Source organism: Desulfurella sp. (assembly GCF_023256235.1).
In the GTDB taxonomy this organism is placed as follows: Bacteria; Campylobacterota_A; Desulfurellia; order Desulfurellales; family Desulfurellaceae; genus Desulfurella.
The window spans coordinates 1860-20696 of record NZ_JAGDWY010000081.1; the positions used below are offsets into that span (position 1 = coordinate 1860).

General features: G+C 34.3%; 19 protein-coding genes, 1 tRNA gene and 1 pseudogene. 2 read left to right on the forward strand and 19 right to left on the reverse strand.

The window, feature by feature from the left end:
• The 16 genes and pseudogenes from Q0C22_RS08790 to lysA form a co-directional block, all read right to left on the reverse strand.
• Positions 1–860: pseudogene (locus Q0C22_RS08790) on the reverse strand (hypothetical protein); the annotation flags it as partial.
• Positions 847–1953, reverse strand: a complete 1107-nt coding sequence (locus tag Q0C22_RS08795; protein WP_291493868.1) for a glycosyltransferase family 4 protein — start codon at positions 1951–1953, stop codon at positions 847–849. The pseudogene Q0C22_RS08790 and the gene Q0C22_RS08795, both read right to left, overlap by 14 nt.
• A gap of 330 nt (positions 1954–2283) precedes the next feature.
• A tRNA-Gln gene (locus tag Q0C22_RS08800) sits at positions 2284–2358 on the reverse strand.
• Between the two features lie 33 nt (positions 2359–2391).
• The gene (gene spoVG / locus Q0C22_RS08805; RefSeq protein ID WP_291493870.1) at positions 2392–2661 is read right to left on the reverse strand and encodes a septation regulator SpoVG; all 270 of its coding nucleotides are present in this window, start codon (positions 2659–2661) and stop codon (positions 2392–2394) included.
• The gene (gene ispE / locus Q0C22_RS08810; protein WP_291493872.1) at positions 2642–3496 is read right to left on the reverse strand and encodes a 4-(cytidine 5'-diphospho)-2-C-methyl-D-erythritol kinase; all 855 of its coding nucleotides are present in this window, start codon (positions 3494–3496) and stop codon (positions 2642–2644) included. The genes spoVG and ispE overlap by 20 nt, the downstream gene beginning before the upstream one ends.
• Positions 3493–4743 carry an amidohydrolase gene (locus Q0C22_RS08815; RefSeq protein WP_291493874.1) on the reverse strand — a complete coding sequence of 417 codons (1251 nt, stop codon included), beginning with the start codon at positions 4741–4743 and terminating at the stop codon, positions 3493–3495. The genes ispE and Q0C22_RS08815 overlap by 4 nt, the downstream gene beginning before the upstream one ends.
• Positions 4718–5503, reverse strand: coding sequence for a purine-nucleoside phosphorylase (locus Q0C22_RS08820; RefSeq protein ID WP_291493876.1), 786 nt, complete (start codon positions 5501–5503; stop codon positions 4718–4720). The genes Q0C22_RS08815 and Q0C22_RS08820 overlap by 26 nt, the downstream gene beginning before the upstream one ends.
• Complete coding sequence (locus Q0C22_RS08825; RefSeq protein ID WP_291493878.1) at positions 5493–5876, reverse strand: thioesterase family protein; 384 nt, start codon at positions 5874–5876, stop codon at positions 5493–5495. The genes Q0C22_RS08820 and Q0C22_RS08825 overlap by 11 nt, the downstream gene beginning before the upstream one ends.
• A complete protein-coding gene (locus tag Q0C22_RS08830) occupies positions 5869–7014 on the reverse strand; it encodes a hypothetical protein (RefSeq protein WP_291493880.1) in 1146 nt (381 codons plus the stop codon). Before Q0C22_RS08830 ends, Q0C22_RS08825 begins: the two co-directional genes overlap by 8 nt.
• 3 nt (positions 7015–7017) lie before the next feature.
• The gene (locus tag Q0C22_RS08835) at positions 7018–8004 is read right to left on the reverse strand and encodes a class II fructose-bisphosphate aldolase (protein ID WP_025391135.1); all 987 of its coding nucleotides are present in this window, start codon (positions 8002–8004) and stop codon (positions 7018–7020) included.
• Positions 8005–8020: 16 nt separating this feature from the next.
• Positions 8021–8551, reverse strand: a complete 531-nt coding sequence (locus Q0C22_RS08840) for a hypothetical protein (RefSeq protein WP_291493883.1) — start codon at positions 8549–8551, stop codon at positions 8021–8023.
• 10 nt (positions 8552–8561) lie between these two features.
• Positions 8562–9923 carry an amidophosphoribosyltransferase gene (gene purF / locus Q0C22_RS08845; RefSeq protein WP_291493885.1) on the reverse strand — a complete coding sequence of 454 codons (1362 nt, stop codon included), beginning with the start codon at positions 9921–9923 and terminating at the stop codon, positions 8562–8564.
• Positions 9920–10723, reverse strand: a complete 804-nt coding sequence (gene dapB / locus Q0C22_RS08850) for a 4-hydroxy-tetrahydrodipicolinate reductase (protein ID WP_291493887.1) — start codon at positions 10721–10723, stop codon at positions 9920–9922. Before dapB ends, purF begins: the two co-directional genes overlap by 4 nt.
• A 3-nt stretch (positions 10724–10726) precedes the next feature.
• On the reverse strand, positions 10727–11611 hold the full coding sequence (gene dapA / locus Q0C22_RS08855; protein WP_291493889.1) for a 4-hydroxy-tetrahydrodipicolinate synthase: 885 nt from the start codon (positions 11609–11611) through the stop codon (positions 10727–10729).
• A 17-nt stretch (positions 11612–11628) separates the two neighbouring features.
• Positions 11629–12471: a diaminopimelate epimerase gene (gene dapF / locus Q0C22_RS08860; protein ID WP_291493891.1), complete on the reverse strand. Its 843-nt coding sequence runs from the start codon at positions 12469–12471 to the stop codon at positions 11629–11631.
• On the reverse strand, positions 12471–13706 hold the full coding sequence (gene lysA, locus Q0C22_RS08865) for a diaminopimelate decarboxylase (protein WP_291493893.1): 1236 nt from the start codon (positions 13704–13706) through the stop codon (positions 12471–12473). The genes dapF and lysA overlap by 1 nt, the downstream gene beginning before the upstream one ends.
• A gap of 111 nt (positions 13707–13817) precedes the next feature.
• On the opposite strand from lysA, the gene Q0C22_RS08870 reads away from it, so the two are divergent.
• A complete protein-coding gene (locus tag Q0C22_RS08870; RefSeq protein WP_291493895.1) occupies positions 13818–14837 on the forward strand; it encodes a glycosyltransferase family 4 protein in 1020 nt (339 codons plus the stop codon).
• A gap of 47 nt (positions 14838–14884) precedes the next feature.
• Complete coding sequence (locus Q0C22_RS08875; RefSeq protein ID WP_291493897.1) at positions 14885–15841, forward strand: SPASM domain-containing protein; 957 nt, start codon at positions 14885–14887, stop codon at positions 15839–15841.
• On the opposite strand, the gene tsaD is transcribed toward Q0C22_RS08875, so the two are convergent.
• Genes tsaD through Q0C22_RS08890 form a run of 3 tightly spaced genes read right to left on the reverse strand, consistent with a single transcriptional unit; the run spans position 15842 to position 18833 of the window.
• Positions 15842–16837, reverse strand: a complete 996-nt coding sequence (tsaD, locus tag Q0C22_RS08880; protein WP_291493900.1) for a tRNA (adenosine(37)-N6)-threonylcarbamoyltransferase complex transferase subunit TsaD — start codon at positions 16835–16837, stop codon at positions 15842–15844.
• On the reverse strand, positions 16828–17577 hold the full coding sequence (locus tag Q0C22_RS08885) for a divergent polysaccharide deacetylase family protein (RefSeq protein ID WP_291493902.1): 750 nt from the start codon (positions 17575–17577) through the stop codon (positions 16828–16830). Before Q0C22_RS08885 ends, tsaD begins: the two co-directional genes overlap by 10 nt.
• Positions 17562–18833: a S41 family peptidase gene (locus tag Q0C22_RS08890; RefSeq protein WP_291493905.1), complete on the reverse strand. Its 1272-nt coding sequence runs from the start codon at positions 18831–18833 to the stop codon at positions 17562–17564. Before Q0C22_RS08890 ends, Q0C22_RS08885 begins: the two co-directional genes overlap by 16 nt.
• Positions 18834–18837 lie beyond the last annotated feature (4 nt).

Consider the following 18837-nt stretch of genomic DNA (forward strand, 5'->3'; position numbering starts at 1 on the left):
AAAATAATACTTATGCATAAATCAAAAATTCTTTTCAAAAATCTATTTAGAAACGATTTTAAATTGTTATTTACACTTAAAACAAAAATTTTTTCTACAAAAAGATAGTTTACCTGGCTATTTAAAAGAAAAATAAAGCTCATTTTTGGTATTAAAATAATACGTTTAACCAAAGCCTGCAATTCTTTGAACAATTTAGACACTTCTTCTTCGCTTAAAGCATTTTCGTCTATTATTATTATGTCAATACCAAGCGCTTTGGTTATTTTTTTTGCATGTGTAAGTGGACTAATTGTTTTAAATCCATTAATATGCTCTTTTGTTTTATTTACAAAACCTACAATATCTAAACATAAATATTTGTTGTTATTAAAACTTTGGGCAAACTTTACGCTTGTTTGGCTAATGCCAACAATTAATGCTTTTTCTCTTGAAATACCAAGAAAAAATAGTAAATTTTTTAGCGCTACCCTGAATATTGGGAAGACAATTAAACTATAAAAAAGCAAAAAAAATAAAAATAGTCTTGAAACAAAATCTGTAAGCTTACCAATACTAACGATTGATAGGCATACAATAAAAGCTATAAATATAGCTTTAAACAGTATTTTTAGCTCATACCAGAAATGCACTTTTTTTGTATATAGGCCTTCTATTGAAAAAAAGAAAAAATACACCAAAGGCAACCAGAAAAGCTTTGACAAATAGCCGTATACAATAAATTTTGGAAGCAAAAATATATATCCAATATATTTTCTTGTATAAAAAGCCAATGCAAAAGATAAACTAAAAGCAGCAAAATCTCCAATAATCAAAATAATTGCATACAGTAACTTTTTAAATATACTAGTTTTTTGCATTGTATTTTTCTTCTACAAAAGCACTAAATTGTTCTTTAAAACGCTTTTTGCTAAAATTTAGAGCGTGTTTTCTAATTATTGCAGGATCAAAATTGTCTTTTTTGATCTCAAAAGCTTTTAGGGTTTCAACAATGCTGTTTACACTTTGCTCTTCAAAAAACATACCTGTAACATTATCTACAACTGTTTCTAGGACTCCACCATTTTTGTATGCAATAACCGGAGTACCACAACTCATAGCCTCAAGTGGTACAATACCAAAGTCTTCTTTTGCTGCAAAAACAAAAGCTTTAGCTTTTTGCATATATTGCTTTAGTGTGTCAAATTTAGCATATCCAATAATCTCTATATTTTTAGTGGCTTTTTTCTTTATAAGCTCAAACTGTGGACCATCTCCACAAACAATTAGCTTCTTTTCTGGCATATTTGAAAAAGCTTCGACAATTAAGTCTATTTTTTTATATGGCACAAGACGGGATGCAGTTAAATAAAAATCTTCTTTTTGCTCGCACAGTTCAAATTTTTCTACATCCACAGGTGGATAAATGACTTTGCTTTGTTTGCCGTAATATTTTTTTATTCTTTTAGCTACATTGAAAGAATTTGCAACAAAATAATCTACTCTTTGAGCGCTTGCATAATCCCATATTCTAATGTAGTGCAAAACAATTTTTGCAATCAAAGCTTTAAGACCTTTTTCCAGGTGTGCATCTTTTAGATATTCAAAATACATATCCCATGCATAGCGCATGGGCGAGTGACAATAACAAATGTGTATTTGATCTGGGTTTACATTAACACCTTTTGCAACGGCATAGCTTGAAGAAATAATGAGGTCATATGCTGATAAATCAAATTGCTCAATAGCAAACGGAAAAAAAGGTAGATAACTCCTATATTTAGTTTTAGAAAAAGGTAAATTTTGAATAAATGATGTGTATATTTTAGCACTTTCAAAAACAGAGCCTTTTAGTGCATCATCATTTTTTAATAATGTATAAATATCAGATGGGTAAAGCTCATATATACTTTCTAAAACTTTTTCTGCGCCACCCAAAATAGGCAGCCAATCGTGCACAAGCGCAACTTTCATGATAACCCTTATACTAATATAAAAAGAGCTTTTTTGCAATTTGTTTATTTCTAAGAAAAACTATAAAATAATAACCACGTGGAGATTCTTCGTCGCGCTACCCCACAATGACGGGTAGGATTTATGCAGTTGGGAGATTCTTCGCACACTTTTCGTGTGCTCAGAATGACAAGAGGAAATGCCAGGCTGTTTATACATAATGTAAAAGACAAAAATATGCTAATCTACTACCATTTGATACAAAAGCTAGCATTATTAATATCATTATTGAAAAAATTTTAAAAAAACCAAAACAACAAACCAAAAAATATAGTAAACTTAAAAAAGCTATGGCTGGGGTGGGAGGATTCGAACCTCCGAATCGGGGATCCAAAGTCCCCTGCCTTACCGCTTGGCTACACCCCAAAATTATATAATACTAAGCTATCAAAACTGATTTTAAGAATTCTGCTTTTCTATAGCTTTATTATACTCTTCTAAAACTTTTTCTTCTAGCTTTTGCCTCATTGCATTGTTTAACGGGTGAGCTATATCTTTAAATGTGCCGTCTTTCATTTTTCTGCTTGGCATTGCAACAAAAAAGCCCTTTTTGCCATTAATGATTTTTAAGTCCCTAACCAAAAAACAGTCATCAAAGGTTACAGTTGCAAATGCTTTCAGTTTTTCGTCGCCGCTTATTGGGCTGATTTTAACTTCTGTAATGTTCATACAAAAACCTTCCCTCGTTATTTAATATTGTTGCTTTCTTTATAAAGTAAGACTCGTCAAAGACAGAGATAATCTGATCTGCACTGCTTTGCGCAAAAGCAAAAATACTTGAGCCGCTGCCACAAAGTAGAGCGTTTTGAACAATCTCGTAAACTTTTAGCTTTATACGCTCTAAAACAGGGTAGAGCTTAAATACGCTACTTTCTAAGTCGTTGTGCATAACTGCCAGGGGTCCGCCTTTATTCAATTTATCCACCAGTTTCATTCTATTGATATTGTTATGTTTTGTCAATATTAAATTGCTGTAAGCTAATTTTGTACTAACGCCAAAAGGGGGTTTGATGATAATTATATCTTCGGGCAAAAAAGTATAGTTAAGTTTATAGGCTTTTTCACCCCTTGAGCATACAATGCACGCATTTTGGTATAAAAACAGCACACAATCGCTACCCAGGCTTGAAGCCAAACTAACAAGTTCATCAAAGCTTAGTGGATATTCATACATTTTATTTAAAGCCAAAAGTACATATGCTGCATTTGAACTACCCCCACCAAGTCCTGCCTGAAGGGGTATATTTTTTTCTATATCTATCTGAACCGCATCTTTAATGTGGCATTGCTCAAAAAACGCTTTTGCTGCCCTGTAGGCCAGGTTTTGTTCATTGTTTATGCTATCTATGCTTGTTAATACGCTTAAAGTTTTTGAAGGCTTAATTTCAATAGTATCAAACAGATCAATTTTTGTTACAAGAGAAACTATATTATGGTAGCCATCGTTTCTTTTATCCAAAACATAAAGGGCTAAATTGATTTTTGCATAAGACTTGACAATCACAGGCTTCCAATCTTTTTTGCAATTTGAGCTACATTGAATTTGACTTCTTCAACATCTACGCTTGTAAATTCTTTATTTTTGTAAATTATTTTCCCATCAATTATAACTGTGTCAACACTTTTTGAGTTTGCAGCATATGAGAGGTAAGAAGCTGGATTATACATAGGTAGTGCTTCAATTGCATTTAAATCAAACAAAACAACATCGGCTAGTTTTCCTTCAAAAAGCCCCACATCAAAAAAACCACCAAAATTTTGAAGCATTCTAACCGCAAGCTTTGCATTCATAAAAGAAGGGTTAAATAGTTTTTGAAGCAAAGCAGCGGTCCTTAACTCTTCCAATATATCCAGATTGTTGTTGCTTGCGCACCCATCTGTACCAAGCAAAACAGATACGCCTTTTTGTATCATCTTGCAAACATTTGCTATGCCACTTGATAGCTTTAGATTACTTTGAGGATTGTGTATAACATGTGCATTTTTTTTGCTTATTAAATCTATTTCGGCTTCTGTTAAATGCGTGCAATGAGCCAGGTAAGTGTTTTTATTCAAAAGCCCAATCTCATCTAAAACAAAAGCACCGTTTTGGCCGTATTTTGATAAAATTGTGTTTACTTCATTCATATTTTCTGATAGGTGTATTTGAATATAATCATTAGAGTCGATCGTGCTCGCTAACTGCTCCAGATCGTTTTTTTCTACAGTATATAGGGAATGAGGCGCAAAAGAAACTTTCACTTTTGGGTTATTTTTATATTTTTCTTTCAACTGGAGTGTCTTTTTTAAACCTTCTTTGAAACTTGCGCAAAATGGTGTTTCAAATGACAGCAAACCTTCGCCAATAACAACTCTTAAGCCTACATCTAAAGCGCTTTGTGCCACTTCATCTTCAAAAAAATACATATCCATAAAGCCTGTGGTGCCACATGATACCATTTCCAAACAAGCAAGCTTTGAACACCAGTAAACCATGTGTTTATCAACATACTTTGCTTCAAGCTTAAAAATCTTATCAAGCCAATCCTGCAAACTAAGATCGTCCTGATAGCCTCTAAAAAGTGTCATGGCAGCATGTGTATGAGCGTTAAAAAAACCAGAAACTGCAAGTTTGTCACTGGCATCAATTATGATAGTATCTGGCGGTAAATCAACTTTAATGTCGCTTTGGACTTTTAGAATCCTATTTTCTTCAATAAGTATAGATGTTCTAAATCCGTCTAAGTTAAGTGCGTTTTTTATTAAAATCATTTTTTAACAAGAAATCATCAAGCAAAACAGATAGTTTTTTTGAAGCTAAATTTGCTTGATTTATTACCTCCTCTATGGGTATTTTGCCCATACAATCGGGTTTATTTACATTAGTTATGATAGATATACCAAGCACATCAATACCAAAAAATCTTGATACTATCGTCTCATTTATAAGGCTCATTGCTACGCAGCTTGCACCAATCAATCTTAAAAATCTTGTTTCAGCAGGTGTCTCAAGCGATGGGCCGCTAACACCAACATATACACCTTCTTTTAAATCTATTGAAAGTCTCAAAGCACTTTCTTTAAGTTTTTCTATGTAATATGGACTGTATGCATCAACCATATCAACAAATTTATTATCAGAATCAATACCTATTAAGGGGTTTGTATTTGTTAGGTTTATGTGATCTCTTATAACCATTAAATCACCTTTTTTAAAAAACGGATCAAGGCCTCCAGTTGAATTTGTAAGTATCATAAGCTTTGGATCAGTTTTGCAAAGGATTTCAGGCAAAGCCCTGAGTTTTGAAGGACTTAAGCCTTCGTAGTAGTGGAAACGACCATTTGCTACAATAATGCGCAAATTGTTACCTTCAAATATTTCAAAATAGCCTTTATGAGAAGAAGTTGTAGGTTTTGGCAAATCAAACTCACTGTAATCTATCTGCTTTTTCTTTGTAAATGATTTTAAATCGAATTTTATACCAGTACCTGTTATGATACAAATATCAGACTTTCCAAGCTTACTTTCCATATAACTGCCTTATGCTTTGAGGTAGTTTTATAGGCTTTGAGTCTTTTATAAGGGCAGACAAAATATCTATCGTTGCGCGTATTTCTTTATTTACAAGCAAATTAAACTTTAATGTCAAACTGGCATTTTTAACTTCAGAAACCTCAACATCTACCTCAACATATTCTCCTAAATATATAGGCTTTTTGTAGTATGCATTAACGCGGCTAACTACAAGCAAAACCCCTTCATTGTGAAGTTTAAACAAATCTATGCCATTTTGTAAAAAATACTCTTGTTTTGCGCGCTCGCATAATTTTAAGTAATTCGCATAATAAACAACACCACCTGCATCCGTATCATCATAGTAAATACGCGTTTTGTAGCTAATCATTTTGTAACCTTTCTTTTGTATATTTTTTGCCAAGCTCAACACCTGGCTGATCAAATGGGTTTATTTTCCAGAACTCTCCAACTTTTGCTGTTGTAATCATGAGAGAACAAAAAAATGCACCTAAAGTAAACTCGTCTATTTTTTCAAGAAAAATCTCGGCGGTTGGCACATTTGACTCATCAAGGGCTTTTTTTGTTGATTGTTTTTCAATCTCCATAATTTTTGCAATGGATTTGCCTTTTAAATAGCTAAATGGCTCGTAAGCTTGTTCAATTATGTAATCAACATCTGAGATTGTATCCAAAAATACAATAAGCTTATCTTTTATGCCTTCCTGATAAAGTTGCAACTGGGAATGCTGATCTGTTGTGCCAAGCGCTTTTATGGGGGTTTGGCCAAGATTATTTTTGCCAAGGCTTTCTGCCCAAAGCTGTCTAAACCAATCTGCAACTAAAAAAAGCCTATCTTTATAGGCAAACATAACTAATACTTTGCATCTATCGTACGTACTTACAACAAGGTTTGCCAAATCTATAGGAAACCCCCACTTATCGCGTGTTTTTCTTACAGCTTCTTTTGCCCCTTCAATGTAGGATGCTATATCAAAACCAAAAAAAGCCATGGGTAAAAGTGCAACACTTGTAAATGCGCTGTAGCGACCGCCTACTTCTTTTGGTATATCAAATATTTTGTAGTTGTTTTGCATGCCAAATTTTCTCAAAAAAGTATCAGTGTTGTCTGTGCTTATTACAATATTTGCATTTTTAACATGTTGTTTTATGACAAATAATTGCGATAGGGTTTCTATGGTAGATCCAGATTTTGACACAACATGAAAAACAGTATCGGCTGGGTCAAGCTCCAATACCGTTTTTAGTCTTTGTGGGTCAATATTATCCAGACAAAAATATCTTTTATCTGGTTTTTCTTTTTGTAAAAAAGAAATGGCGGCGCTTGCTGCCAAAGCAGAGCCGCCTATGCCTAATTGAACAAAATTTCTTACTTTAAGCGATTTTGCAAAACTAACTATCTCTTCGATATTTGCCTTGCACAAGTTTTGAGAAAATGCATAATTAACGCTTGTATCACTAATGAGTTTTTGATAGTTAACATCAGTTTTAAATACTATATTATTCATTTTTCACACTCTAAAGGCACTGCCAAGTACCTCTTTGTTTTTTCGCTCATACATCTTTATAAGCTCGTCGCGCGCTGGTCCCAAATATTTTCTTGGGTCAAACTCGGATGGATTTTTCGCAAAAAATTCCCTTATTTTTGCTGTCATTACAAGCCTACCATCTGTATCAATATTTATTTTGCACACAGCCGATTTTGCAGCTTTTCTCAATTGATCTTCGCTTACACCTATTGCATCTTCTAATTTGCCACCATAAGCATTAATCATATCAACATACTCTTTCAACACACTTGAAGCCCCATGAAGCACAATTGGAAAACCAGGAATGCGCTTTTCTATTTCTTCTAAAATATCAAACCTCAAAGGCGGTGGTTCTTTACCTTTTTCTACTTTAAACTTGTATGCGCCATGGCTTGTGCCTATAGCTATTGCAAGTGAGTCAACTCCAGTTTTTTTGACAAAATCTTCAACATCATCAGGATTTGTATAAATATGCCTGTCAGATGACACATCTTCTTCTATGCCAGCCAATACACCAAGCTCACCTTCTACACTTACATCATACTTATGAGCGTAATCTACCACCTGTTTTGTAATAGCAACGTTTTCTTCATAAGGAAGGTGAGAACCGTCTATCATAACAGACGAAAAACCAAAATCTATACAGCTTTTGCACAATTCAAAACTATCACCATGATCTAAATGCAGACAAATTGGTATTTCTTTTAAATTTTTAGATGCTGCAAGCTCTTTTGCAAACTCAACAGCACCTTGACCCATCCATCTCAAAAGCGTTTGATTGGCATAATTTCTAGCACCTTTTGACACCTGCAAAATTACAGGTGATTGTGTATTTACGCATGCTGTAATAATTGCCTGCAATTGCTCCATATTGTTAAAATTGTAAGCAGGTACCGCATAGCCACCTTCAAAAGCTTTTTTAAACATATCTTTTGTGTTTACAAAACCAAGCTCACTGTAGTGAACCATAATTTCACCTCCAGCTTTATTGTTTTTCTTTTTGCAGGTTTTCAATACGCATCTTTTCCATCGTAAGCTTTAATAAATCATCTTTATGAACAAACTCAACTACTTTTGGCAAACGATAATTTGAAACATTTTCACATGCTATAATGTGTATATTTGAGTTGTCATTGTGGTCACATATATTAAAAAAATTTTGTGTAAAGTATATAAGGTTACTTTCATAAAGCAAAATGCTGTCTTTTTTTGGTATATTTAATTTTTCTAAATCTGCATTTGTAAATTTTGCTCCACTCATATAATCTTTTACATACAAATCATTGCCATTTATATATATACCATAGAGCGCAAAACCCAACGGGCTTGCAATGTCAATTGTCGAATTTGTAGGCGATATTCTAAAAAATCCATCAATGTTTCTTACCTTTGTTTTGGCTTTAAAAATACCTGTTGCAGCTGTTGGAATCTGGGCAGTACTTTCCTGTGGTTTTGGGATGCTTGCACAAGAACTCAAAAAAAATACAAATGAAAAAAGCAACAATAAAAATTTCATATAACTTCCTTTATTCAAAACTTATTGGATAATGCCCGCTAAAACAAGCAAAGCAATACCCGCTTTCGCCTACTATTGATTTTAAATCTTCAAGTGATATGTAGGCTATGGAATCAGCTGTAGCGTACTTTGTAATTTCTTCAATTGTATGGCTTGACGCAATAAGCTCGGTTTTGGTCGGTGTATCAATACCATAAAAGCAAGGATGCGTAACAGGTGGACTTGCTATGCGCAAATGCACTTCTTTGGCACCAGCATTTCTTATCATTTTAACAATACGCCTGCTTGTTGTGCCTCTTACAATAGAATCATCCACAACAACAACCCGTTTATTTTCCAAAACATCACGGGATGGATTCAATTTTAATTTAACGCCAAAATGCCTTATAGAATCTGTAGGCTCTATAAATGTTCTACCTACATAATGGTTTCTTATAATACCCATCTCAAATGGCAAGCCAGAAGCTTGAGCATATCCAATTGCTGCTGGCATGCCAGAATCTGGTACAGCTATTACTATATCAGCATCTACACCTGAAGTTAAAGCAAGTTTTTGACCTATTTTTTTTCTAATTTCATATACATGATTATCCCACAGGTAAGAATCAGGTCTTGCAAAGTATATGTGTTCAAAAACACACCTATAAGAATTCTCTTTTTTAAAAGGCTTAAACGAATTTACACCATATTTATCTACCTTAACTATCTCACCACTTTCAAGCTCTCTGATGAATTTTGCGCCAATTAAATCAAATGCACATGTTTCGCTTGCAAAACAATACGAATCGTTTAATTCACCTATTGCTAAAGGTCTAAAACCCCATGGATCTTTTACAGCATACAAAATATCATTAAATAAAATCACAAGCGAAAAAGCGCCTTTTAGCTGACTTAAAGCACCAATTAGCCTTTCGTCAAAAGAACCTTTCTGCCTTGCTATTAAATGAATAATAACTTCTGTATCGCTATTTGAGCTAAATATAGCACCATCACTTATGAGTTTGTTTTTTATGTTTTGTGCATTGGTTATATTTCCATTATGAGCAATGGCAATATCTCCTAAATCAAAACTTGCAGTCAAGGGCTGTAAGTTTACTAAAGAAGAATCACCGCTTGTTGAGTAACGGGCATGGCCTATGCCAATATCGCCTTTTAAATTTTCTATATCTGCTTTATCAAAAGCTTCCAATACAAGTCCACGCGAACGCTTTTTATAAAAAACACCATTATGCCTTGTTACAATCCCACAACCCTCCTGGCCTCTGTGCTGCAGGGCATGCAAACCCAAATACACATAATTTGACGCTTCTTTTATATTGTATATACCAAAAACTGCGCAATGCTCTCTTAGTTTATCAAATGGGGCTCTCATTTAGATTTTATTCCAAGCACGTCATTCATATCGTAAAAGCCAGGCAATTTATCAACTACCCAGGAAGCTGCCTTGAGAGCACCTTTTGCAAATACATCGCGTGAAGATGCTTTATGTGTAATTTCTATACGTTCTGCATCGCCTGCAAAAATAACAGTATGCTCACCTACTACATCACCGCCACGAAGAGCCATTATGCCTATTTCGTTTTTTGCCCTTGGTGCTTCGCCCACTCTTGAGAATCTTGCATTTTGCTCAAAACTTATGCCCAGACCTTCTGCTACCATATGAGCCAACTTTAAAGCAGTCCCACTTGGAGCGTCTTTTTTTGCTCTATGATGCATTTCTACAATCTCTACATCAAAATCACTGCCCAAATACCGAGCTGTTTCTTTTACAATTTCAAACAGTATATTTACGCCTAAGCTCATATTTGGTGCCATAACTATAGGGCACATTACAGATAGCTTTTTTATTTGCTCAATAGAGTCAGTATCACAACCTGTGGTGCCAATTACAATTGATTTTTTATTTTCACATGCACACCTTACATTTTCAAGTGTGGCTTTACAATTTGTAAAATCAATAACACAGTCACCTTGATCTATACAATCTGATAATTTTTCGCTAACTTTTACATTTATTGGAGAAATACCCAATAGACTGCCTATATCTTTTCCTACACAATCGGTGTTTGCTTCGGTTGCCCCAACAAGTTTAAATTTGTCAGTCTGAATAGCAAGTGTTGCAATGCGTCTGCCCATTTTGCCACACACGCCACAAACTATTAAATTAATCATAGTTTATCCACCCAAAAATTCGTATTCTTTTAACATAGCTTTTAGTTTTTCTTTGTTTGCATTTGACATTTTGCACAATGGCAATCTAAATTCTTCTTCTACAAGACCCATAAGTGCTACAGCTGTTTTAACAGGTATAGGATTGGTTTCAATAAACATCATCTGGTGAAGAGGGTACATTTTATGGTGTAGCGTTTTGGCTTTTTCAAGATCGCCTGACACAAATGCATCGTATTGCTCGCTAACCATTGCGGGTGCTACATTTGATGTAACAGAAATTATGCCAGAACCACCTATAGATAGCATGGGTAGTGTTAAAAAATCATCGCCACTTACCACGCTAAAGCCTTCTTTTGCTTTTTCAAGAATTTCTGAAACCTGGTTTAGCGAGCCGCTTGCTTCTTTTATGCCAATAATATTGTCAATTTCGCTAAGCCTTGCCACCGTATCTGGCAATATGTTAACCGATGTCCTTCCTGGCACATTGTATATAACAACTCCTATATCAACAGCATCTGCTATTGCTTTATAGTGCTGATATAATCCTTCCTGTGTAGGTTTATTATAATATGGCGTTACAGATAAAATTGCATCAGCGCCCAAACTTTGAGCTAATTTTGCCATTTCAATAACTTTTTTTGTATTATTGCTACCAGCACCAGCAAGAACACCTACCTGACCTTTGCATTCTTCAACGCATGAGCCAACAACTTTTTCATATTCATTTAAATCCAGTGTTACAGCTTCTCCTGTAGTACCACATGGTACAATACAATCAATACCATTTTCAATTTGCCTTTTAATTAAATTCCTAAATGATACCTCATCAAACTTGCCATTTTTGAATGGAGTTACAATAGCCGTCATAGCACCTTTTAATTCAAACATATACAACCCCCTTTATTTTAATAATCCCACGCTTCGTCGATCATGGTACCCACAAAACTAAGCATGCTATCACCTTCTAAAAATACCATGTCTATGGGCTCACTGGATTTGGCGTCTTTTATTTGAAAATACACTTTAAGAATTTTCCCAGAACGAGTTCTAACCTCAACGGGCGATATTGCTTTGTTTGTAAGTCCACTAATTAAACTTGAAGCAGTTGCGCCTGTGCCACAAGCTAAAGTTTCTGCTTCTACGCCACGTTCATATGTTCGAATTGTAATCGTATTATCATCTAAAACCTTTACAAAGTTAACATTTGTGCCTGCTGGAGCAAAAATTTCATGATAACGATACTTTGCGCCAAGTTTCGCTACATCTACAGCTTCTATATCATCAACAAATATCACAAGGTGGGGCACACCTGTATTTATAAAATACATTGTTTGGTTATCCAGCTCAACTGTTTTATAATCTGTAGGTCTGGTAAGCTGTACTTTGACTGTATTTATACCTACGATTTCACCATAAATCTTGCCAGCACCTGTTAAAAATGTAGTTTTTGTATCACTTATTATACCTTTTAAATAGGCGAAACGTACAGCACATCTTGAACCATTACCGCACATTGATGCAATGGAGCCATCACTATTATAAAACTGCCATGCAAAATCGCAATCTGGCTCATCTGTATTTTCTATTAGGATAACACCATCTGCACCTATGGATAAACCTCTTTTACAAATGCGCTTAACAAATTCTTCTGTTTTTAAACCGATATTTTCTACAACATGCTCTCTATTGTCTATTAAAATAAAATCATTACCTGAGCCGTTCATCTTAAAAAATTCAATTTTTCGCATTAAATAGTTTCCCCTCTAATTAAATCTTCGAATGTTTCTCTTGCTCTTACTAGTTTTACTTTATCTTTATCTACTAAAACTTCAGCTGGTTTACAACGTGAATTGTAATTACTTGCCATTGTAAAACCATATGCTCCACTGCTAAATATACTAACTAAATCGTTTCTTTCAAGGCTATCTATTTCTCTTGATCTGGCAAAAAAATCACCGCTTTCACAAATTGGACCTACAATATCAGCTGTGATTTTTTGGGCATTCTTTTTTACTACAGGTTCGATTTTGTGGTATGCATCGTACAAACTTGGTCTAATAAGATCATTCATTGCACCATCTACAATGATAAAATTTTTACCTTCATTTTGTTTTCTATACAGGACTTTTGTAACAAATATGCCGCCATTTGCAACTAAAAACCTGCCAGGCTCCAATACAATCAAACTATCCGGAAAATCTTTAAATGCTTCATTGATAAAATTTGCATACTGGTCCAAATCCGGTTCTTTTTCGTTTTCATAAACTACACCAAGTCCACCACCTATATCTATAATATCAAGTTTTATACCCAAAGAAAGTAACTCTCTCATAATATGCGCTACTTTTACTTGCGCTTCAAAAAATGGAGATACATCTGTAAGCTGGCTTCCAATATGGAATTGAATGCCTTTAATACTAATATGCTTCATTTGGGAAGCTTTCTTGTATGCATCTACAATTTGTGTGTGTGATATGCCAAACTTATTTTTCTTTAAACCTGTAGATATATATGGATGAGTTTTTGGATCAACATTTGGGTTTACTCTAAAAGAAACCGGTGCAGTCTTGTTTAGCAAACAAGCAACTTTTTCTATTTCTTCTAATTCTTCAAATGATTCAATATTAAACATTAAAATGTTATTTTCAAGAGCATATTTTATTTCATCTGGCGTTTTGCCAACACCGCTAAATACGATTTTTGTCGTATCAAGACCGGCCTTTTTTGCCCTAAAAATCTCTCCAGCAGATACCACATCTGCACCTGCGCCTAATTTTGCAAATGTGTTTATAACGGCTAAATTGCTGTTTGCTTTAAGCGCAAAGCATATTAAGTGCCTTCTTGAAATTTTTTCATCAAGTTTTTTATATTGAGTTTCAAAATGACTTTTACTGTAAATATAAAGTGGTGTTTTAAACTCTAAAGCAATGTCTGCTACCTTAATATCTTCTACATAAAGCTCGTTATTTTTGTAATAAAACATCAATACCCCCTTATTTAGCCTTAAGTATTATTTTAATTAATATTACTTAATTTGCAAGAAAAATTTATGCAAGACTTGACAAAGTAAAGCTAAAGCTTTATGTATTTGAATATGAAAATCCTGCATTTAGATACACAAAAAGGCTTTAGAGGCGGCGAGCAGCAGCTAATATACCTAGCAGAAGGCTTAAGAGAGCTTGGTATAGATTCTATTATTGCCGCTAAGGATGAGCTATACAAAAAAGCAGGCGCAATGGGTTTTGAAACAATAGACTCAAGTAATTTAAAGCAATTATTAGGTGCAGCAAAACAATGCGACATCTTACATGCTCATGCTTCAAAAGCGCATACTCTGGGCGTTTTTCTTAAATTATTGACAAGAAAACCCCTTGTATACACAAGAAGGGTGGATTATAAACAAAAAAAGATATCAAAACTTAAGTATTTACTAACAGACAAAGTAGTGTGTGTTGCAAAATCTATTGAAAAAGATTTATATGAAAACTTTCACATTCAGGCAGAAACTATTTACAGCTCTGTAGATTTTGATTTGATTGACAAAGTAGATATAAAAAAAGTAGAAACTATTAAAAAGCAATACGGACCCTTAATAATTGGAAACATTGGAGCGCTAACTGCTCAAAAAGATCACAAAACTCTAATTGATGCAGCAAGCCAGCTTGATAAAAGCTATACTTTCCTGATACTTGGCGAAGGAAATTTAAAGCAAGAGTTAGAGATATACGCAAAACAAAAAGGTGTTAACAATATTGTGTTTTTGGGTTTTAGGGATGATATACAAAACTATCTGGCTGCATTTGATCTGTTTGTAATATCATCCCAAAACGAAGGTATATGTTCAAGCATACTTCAGGCATTTTTATTTAAAATACCTGTTGTTGCAACAAATGCTGGCGGAGTAAGTGAGCTTATTGGTGATAACCAAAGGGGCTTAATTGTTCCTATTAAAGATGCTAAAAAGTTATCTGAAAACATTCAAAGACTTATTTTAGACAAAGAGCTTTCTAAAAAACTTGCAAACCAAGCGTTTGAGTTTGTTAAGGATTTTAACTATAAGATTGCGTCAAAAAAATACCTTGATATTTACAATAACCTTTCAAAGAAAGTTTGATTTTAAAAGAAATTTTGTATAAAATGCACTAAGTTTTGGAGAAAAATTTGTTGATTGACGATTTAAAATTGCCTAAATCTTACTTTAAAAGCATAGAATTTACAATGCAAGTAGGATGTTCTGTGGGCTGCAATTTTTGCCCTCAAGGTATATTTGTAAAAAACTATAAGTCAAACATAAAAAGCTTTACGCTTGAAACTTTTAAAAAAGCGCTTACAAACATCAAAAACTCTACAATTGAAGAAGTAAAATTCAGCGGCTTTAGCGAACCATTAGAAAACAGCGATATTTATGATTGTATATTAGAAGCCTATACACAAGGCTTTCGTGTTGAGCTCATAACAACGCTAAAAAACTTTTCAGAGACTGGCTTTAAAAAAATAAAAGATTTGCCCATAAAATGCCACGTAAGCATACAGCCGCCCAATTTAAACAATAGGAAGGGTCTAAGCGATGCGACAGCGTGGAACAATGTAGAGCAGCTTTTATCTTTAAAGCCAAAATGTGAGCTTGTATTTGGCTGCTTGGATAACGGCTTAACACAACAAAACAAAAATGACTTGCAAAATATTGAAAACAGACTCAATATAGCAATAAAGTATGAAAGATACACAACAAGGGCAGGGTATGCGGGTTCTGTCTTAAAAACAAATGCTCACAAAAAACTTGTTTGCAAGCACAATTTAGGTCAAGTTGCTCTGCCAAATGGCGATTTAGCTTTATGCTGTATGGATTTTGGGCTAAAGCATATTGTAGGAAATATTTTTAGTGAGCACTACAATGATATTTTAAACGGTGAAAAACTTAAAAGTATAGTGCAAATAATGCTTGGCCAAAAAGAAGGTGAAATTTTGTGTCAAACCTGCGAGTATGCAAAAGCAATACCAGGCTTCTTAAGTCCTAAATGTTATGTAAACGCGCGAGAGTCTTTTAAAAATCTCCGCGATAAACTTGTCCCCAAAAATAGTTCAACCAGAAAAAAGCTTGATGCGCTATTTAGATAATTAAACCAGATTTAAAGAGGCTTTTGCATCTATTAAATCAAAATCAAATGTTGCAAGATCCATCCTGAATTGAGCAGCTTTTGCTATCATCAAAGCATTATCAGTACAAAGACTAATTGAAGGCAAATATAAATTTAAATTATTTTCCGTGGCAAGTTGACTCATCTGTTGTCTAAGTAATGAATTTGCACTAACACCACCTGCCAACACAAGTCTACTTATTTTATATTTTTTTAATGCTAAAAGTGTTTTTTCACACAATACATCAACACAAGCCTTTTGGAATGAAGCTGCTACATCGCATATAAAAGTTTTTGACAGGTCTTTTGATTTTTCGACAAGGTTTTTGACATATGTCTTAACACCACTAAAGCTAAAATTAAGCGTGTTCTTTTGAGACAAACCCTTTGGAATTCTGAAACTATAAGGGTTGCCATTTTTTGACAATCTGTCAATAACTGGACCGCCAGGATAGCCAAGCCCAAGAATCCTTGCTACTTTATCAAAGGCCTCCCCGACCGCATCATCTAAGGTTTTCCCAAGTAATTGATACTTACCGAATTTTTCTACCAGAAAAAGATGCGTATGTGCACCAGAAACAATAAGAACAATAAATGGAAAATCTATGTCGTTTTCAATAAAGTTTGCAAAAATATGACCTTCTATGTGATTTATCGGTATTATGGGCAAATGGTATCTATATGCTAAACCTTTCGCATAACTTACACCTACAAGTAATGATGGCAAAAGTCCAGGACCAATTGTAACTGCAATAAAATCTATATCTTTTATATTACACTGAGCTTGTTTTAAAGCTTCCTTTGTAGCCTGGTCAATATTTTCAAAATGGGTTCTAGCAGCCTGTTCGGGCATTATGCCCCCATATGCTTCGTGGACAAAATTTTGCGATATAACTATGTTTGATTTTTTGCCTTCACCCAAAATTGCACAAGATGTATCATCGCAAGATGTATCAAACGCCAAGATTATTGACATTGAATCAAGTTCTCCTTAATATCTTTAAGGTATGGCTTTAGTTTATCTTTTAAATGAACAATAGCTTCATAATCTACAATATTGTCATGTCCAATAACTATAACATTTTTGCCTTGCTTTGCAAGTTTTATTGCATCAAGCAAATTATGTTTTACATAATTAAAACGTTTTTTATTATCGATAAACATATCCCGTACAGCGTAAGGTACTTTGTATCGACAAGCAAGTTTGTAGCCTACACTATTTGGTGTAGTCAGGCTATCCACAAAAAAAAGGTTATGTTGTTTCAAAAACTCCATAACATCGCTCATCTTAACTGAGCTTTGCAAGAATTTTGAACCCATGTGGTTATTAAAACCGCTTGCACAAGGGATATTGCGCATAGCCCTGTCTAATTGTTCAAATATATCTTTTTTTGAGTCAGACACTCTTAGAAAAAGTGGATAATTGTTATTTAAATACTTATCTATAGACTCGCTTGGCATATGCAGCATTACAGTATATCCCTTTTTACAAAAATCACCCGACATATGAACAAAAGGTGTATCTGGTATAAAAGAAAAGGCTAAAGGCAAATTGATATCCAGAAATTTTTGCATAACATAGTGATCATAGCCCATATCGTCGATTATTATAGAAATACTGCCTTTAGCAAAAGAAAGTTTAGGAAACAATAAAAAGCTTAGAAAGAGCCATAAAATGAAGCTCTTCCCAAGCAAAATATTTATTTTTTGGGCCATTCTGCAATCTGGGCTTTCAATATATTAATAGCTGTTAAAAGCTGGAAGTCCTGAGTAGTTTGTGGCTCTTGAATAACTTGCTGTGGTTTTGATTGTTCTGTTTCGTTGCTTGTTAGATGATTAATAAGGTTTTCTTCTCTTAGGGCATAGCCAAAATCTTCCTGCTCTACCTTTGCGGGTTTTACTTCAACATTTGGTACAATGCCAACAGCCTGTATACTATGGCCATCTGGTGTGTAGTATTTTGCAGTTGTAAGTCTTAGGGCATAACCATCTTCAAGAGGTATTATGCTTTGTACACTTCCTTTTCCAAAACTTCTTGTACCTACAAGAACAGCTGTTTTATGATCTTTCAGGCATCCTGCTACGATTTCTGCAGCTGAAGCTGTTCCAGAGTTTATCAAAACTGCGATAGGCATATGCGGTACTTTTTCGTCTTTTGCATAAAATACCTGATCGTCGCTTTTATTTCTACCTTTAATTGATACAATTACACCTTTATTTACAAAAAGGTTTGATACGCCAATTGCTTCGGTTAATAAACCGCCTGGGTTATCTCTTAAATCAATCACAAGACCTTTAATATGTTTTTTCTCCAATGCATCAAGTGCATTTTTTACAGCTTTTGTTGTACCTTCTTGAAACTGGATAATTCTTATGTAGCCTATACCATCTAAGTCTTTATAATCCACGCTTTTTATGTGTATAATTTCTCGCTTTATATTAAAAATCAATGGCTTTTTCTCGTTCTTTCTTCCAATAACAAGCCTTACTTCACTACCTGGTTTGCCTCTTAGTAACTTTACCGCTTCATCTAAGCTCATGCCCAGAGTGCTTTTGTTATTTATCTGTAGTATTATATCTCCTGCTTTAATACCCGCTTTGTAGGCTGGTGTTCCTTCAATAGGTGTAACAACTGTTATCAGTCCGTCTTTTAGCGTAATTGATGTACCAATACCACCAAACTCTCCTGATGTAGATACCTGCAAATCTTTATATTCTTGTGGCGTCATAAATGCTGAGTGTGGATCAAGTGAGCTTACCATGCCTTTTGTGGCATTTATTATGAGCTCAGATGGACTTACTTTGTCAACATACTGAGACTGCACTATAGCTAGAACTTGAGAAAACATTTTTAAATCATTGTATTGATTTGATGTAGCTTCCGTTGGTGTAACACGAAAACTCAAAACAGCTGTAGCAATAATAAGTAGACTGACAACTATGCCTACTAAAAATAAAAAGCGGTTTTTCATAAAC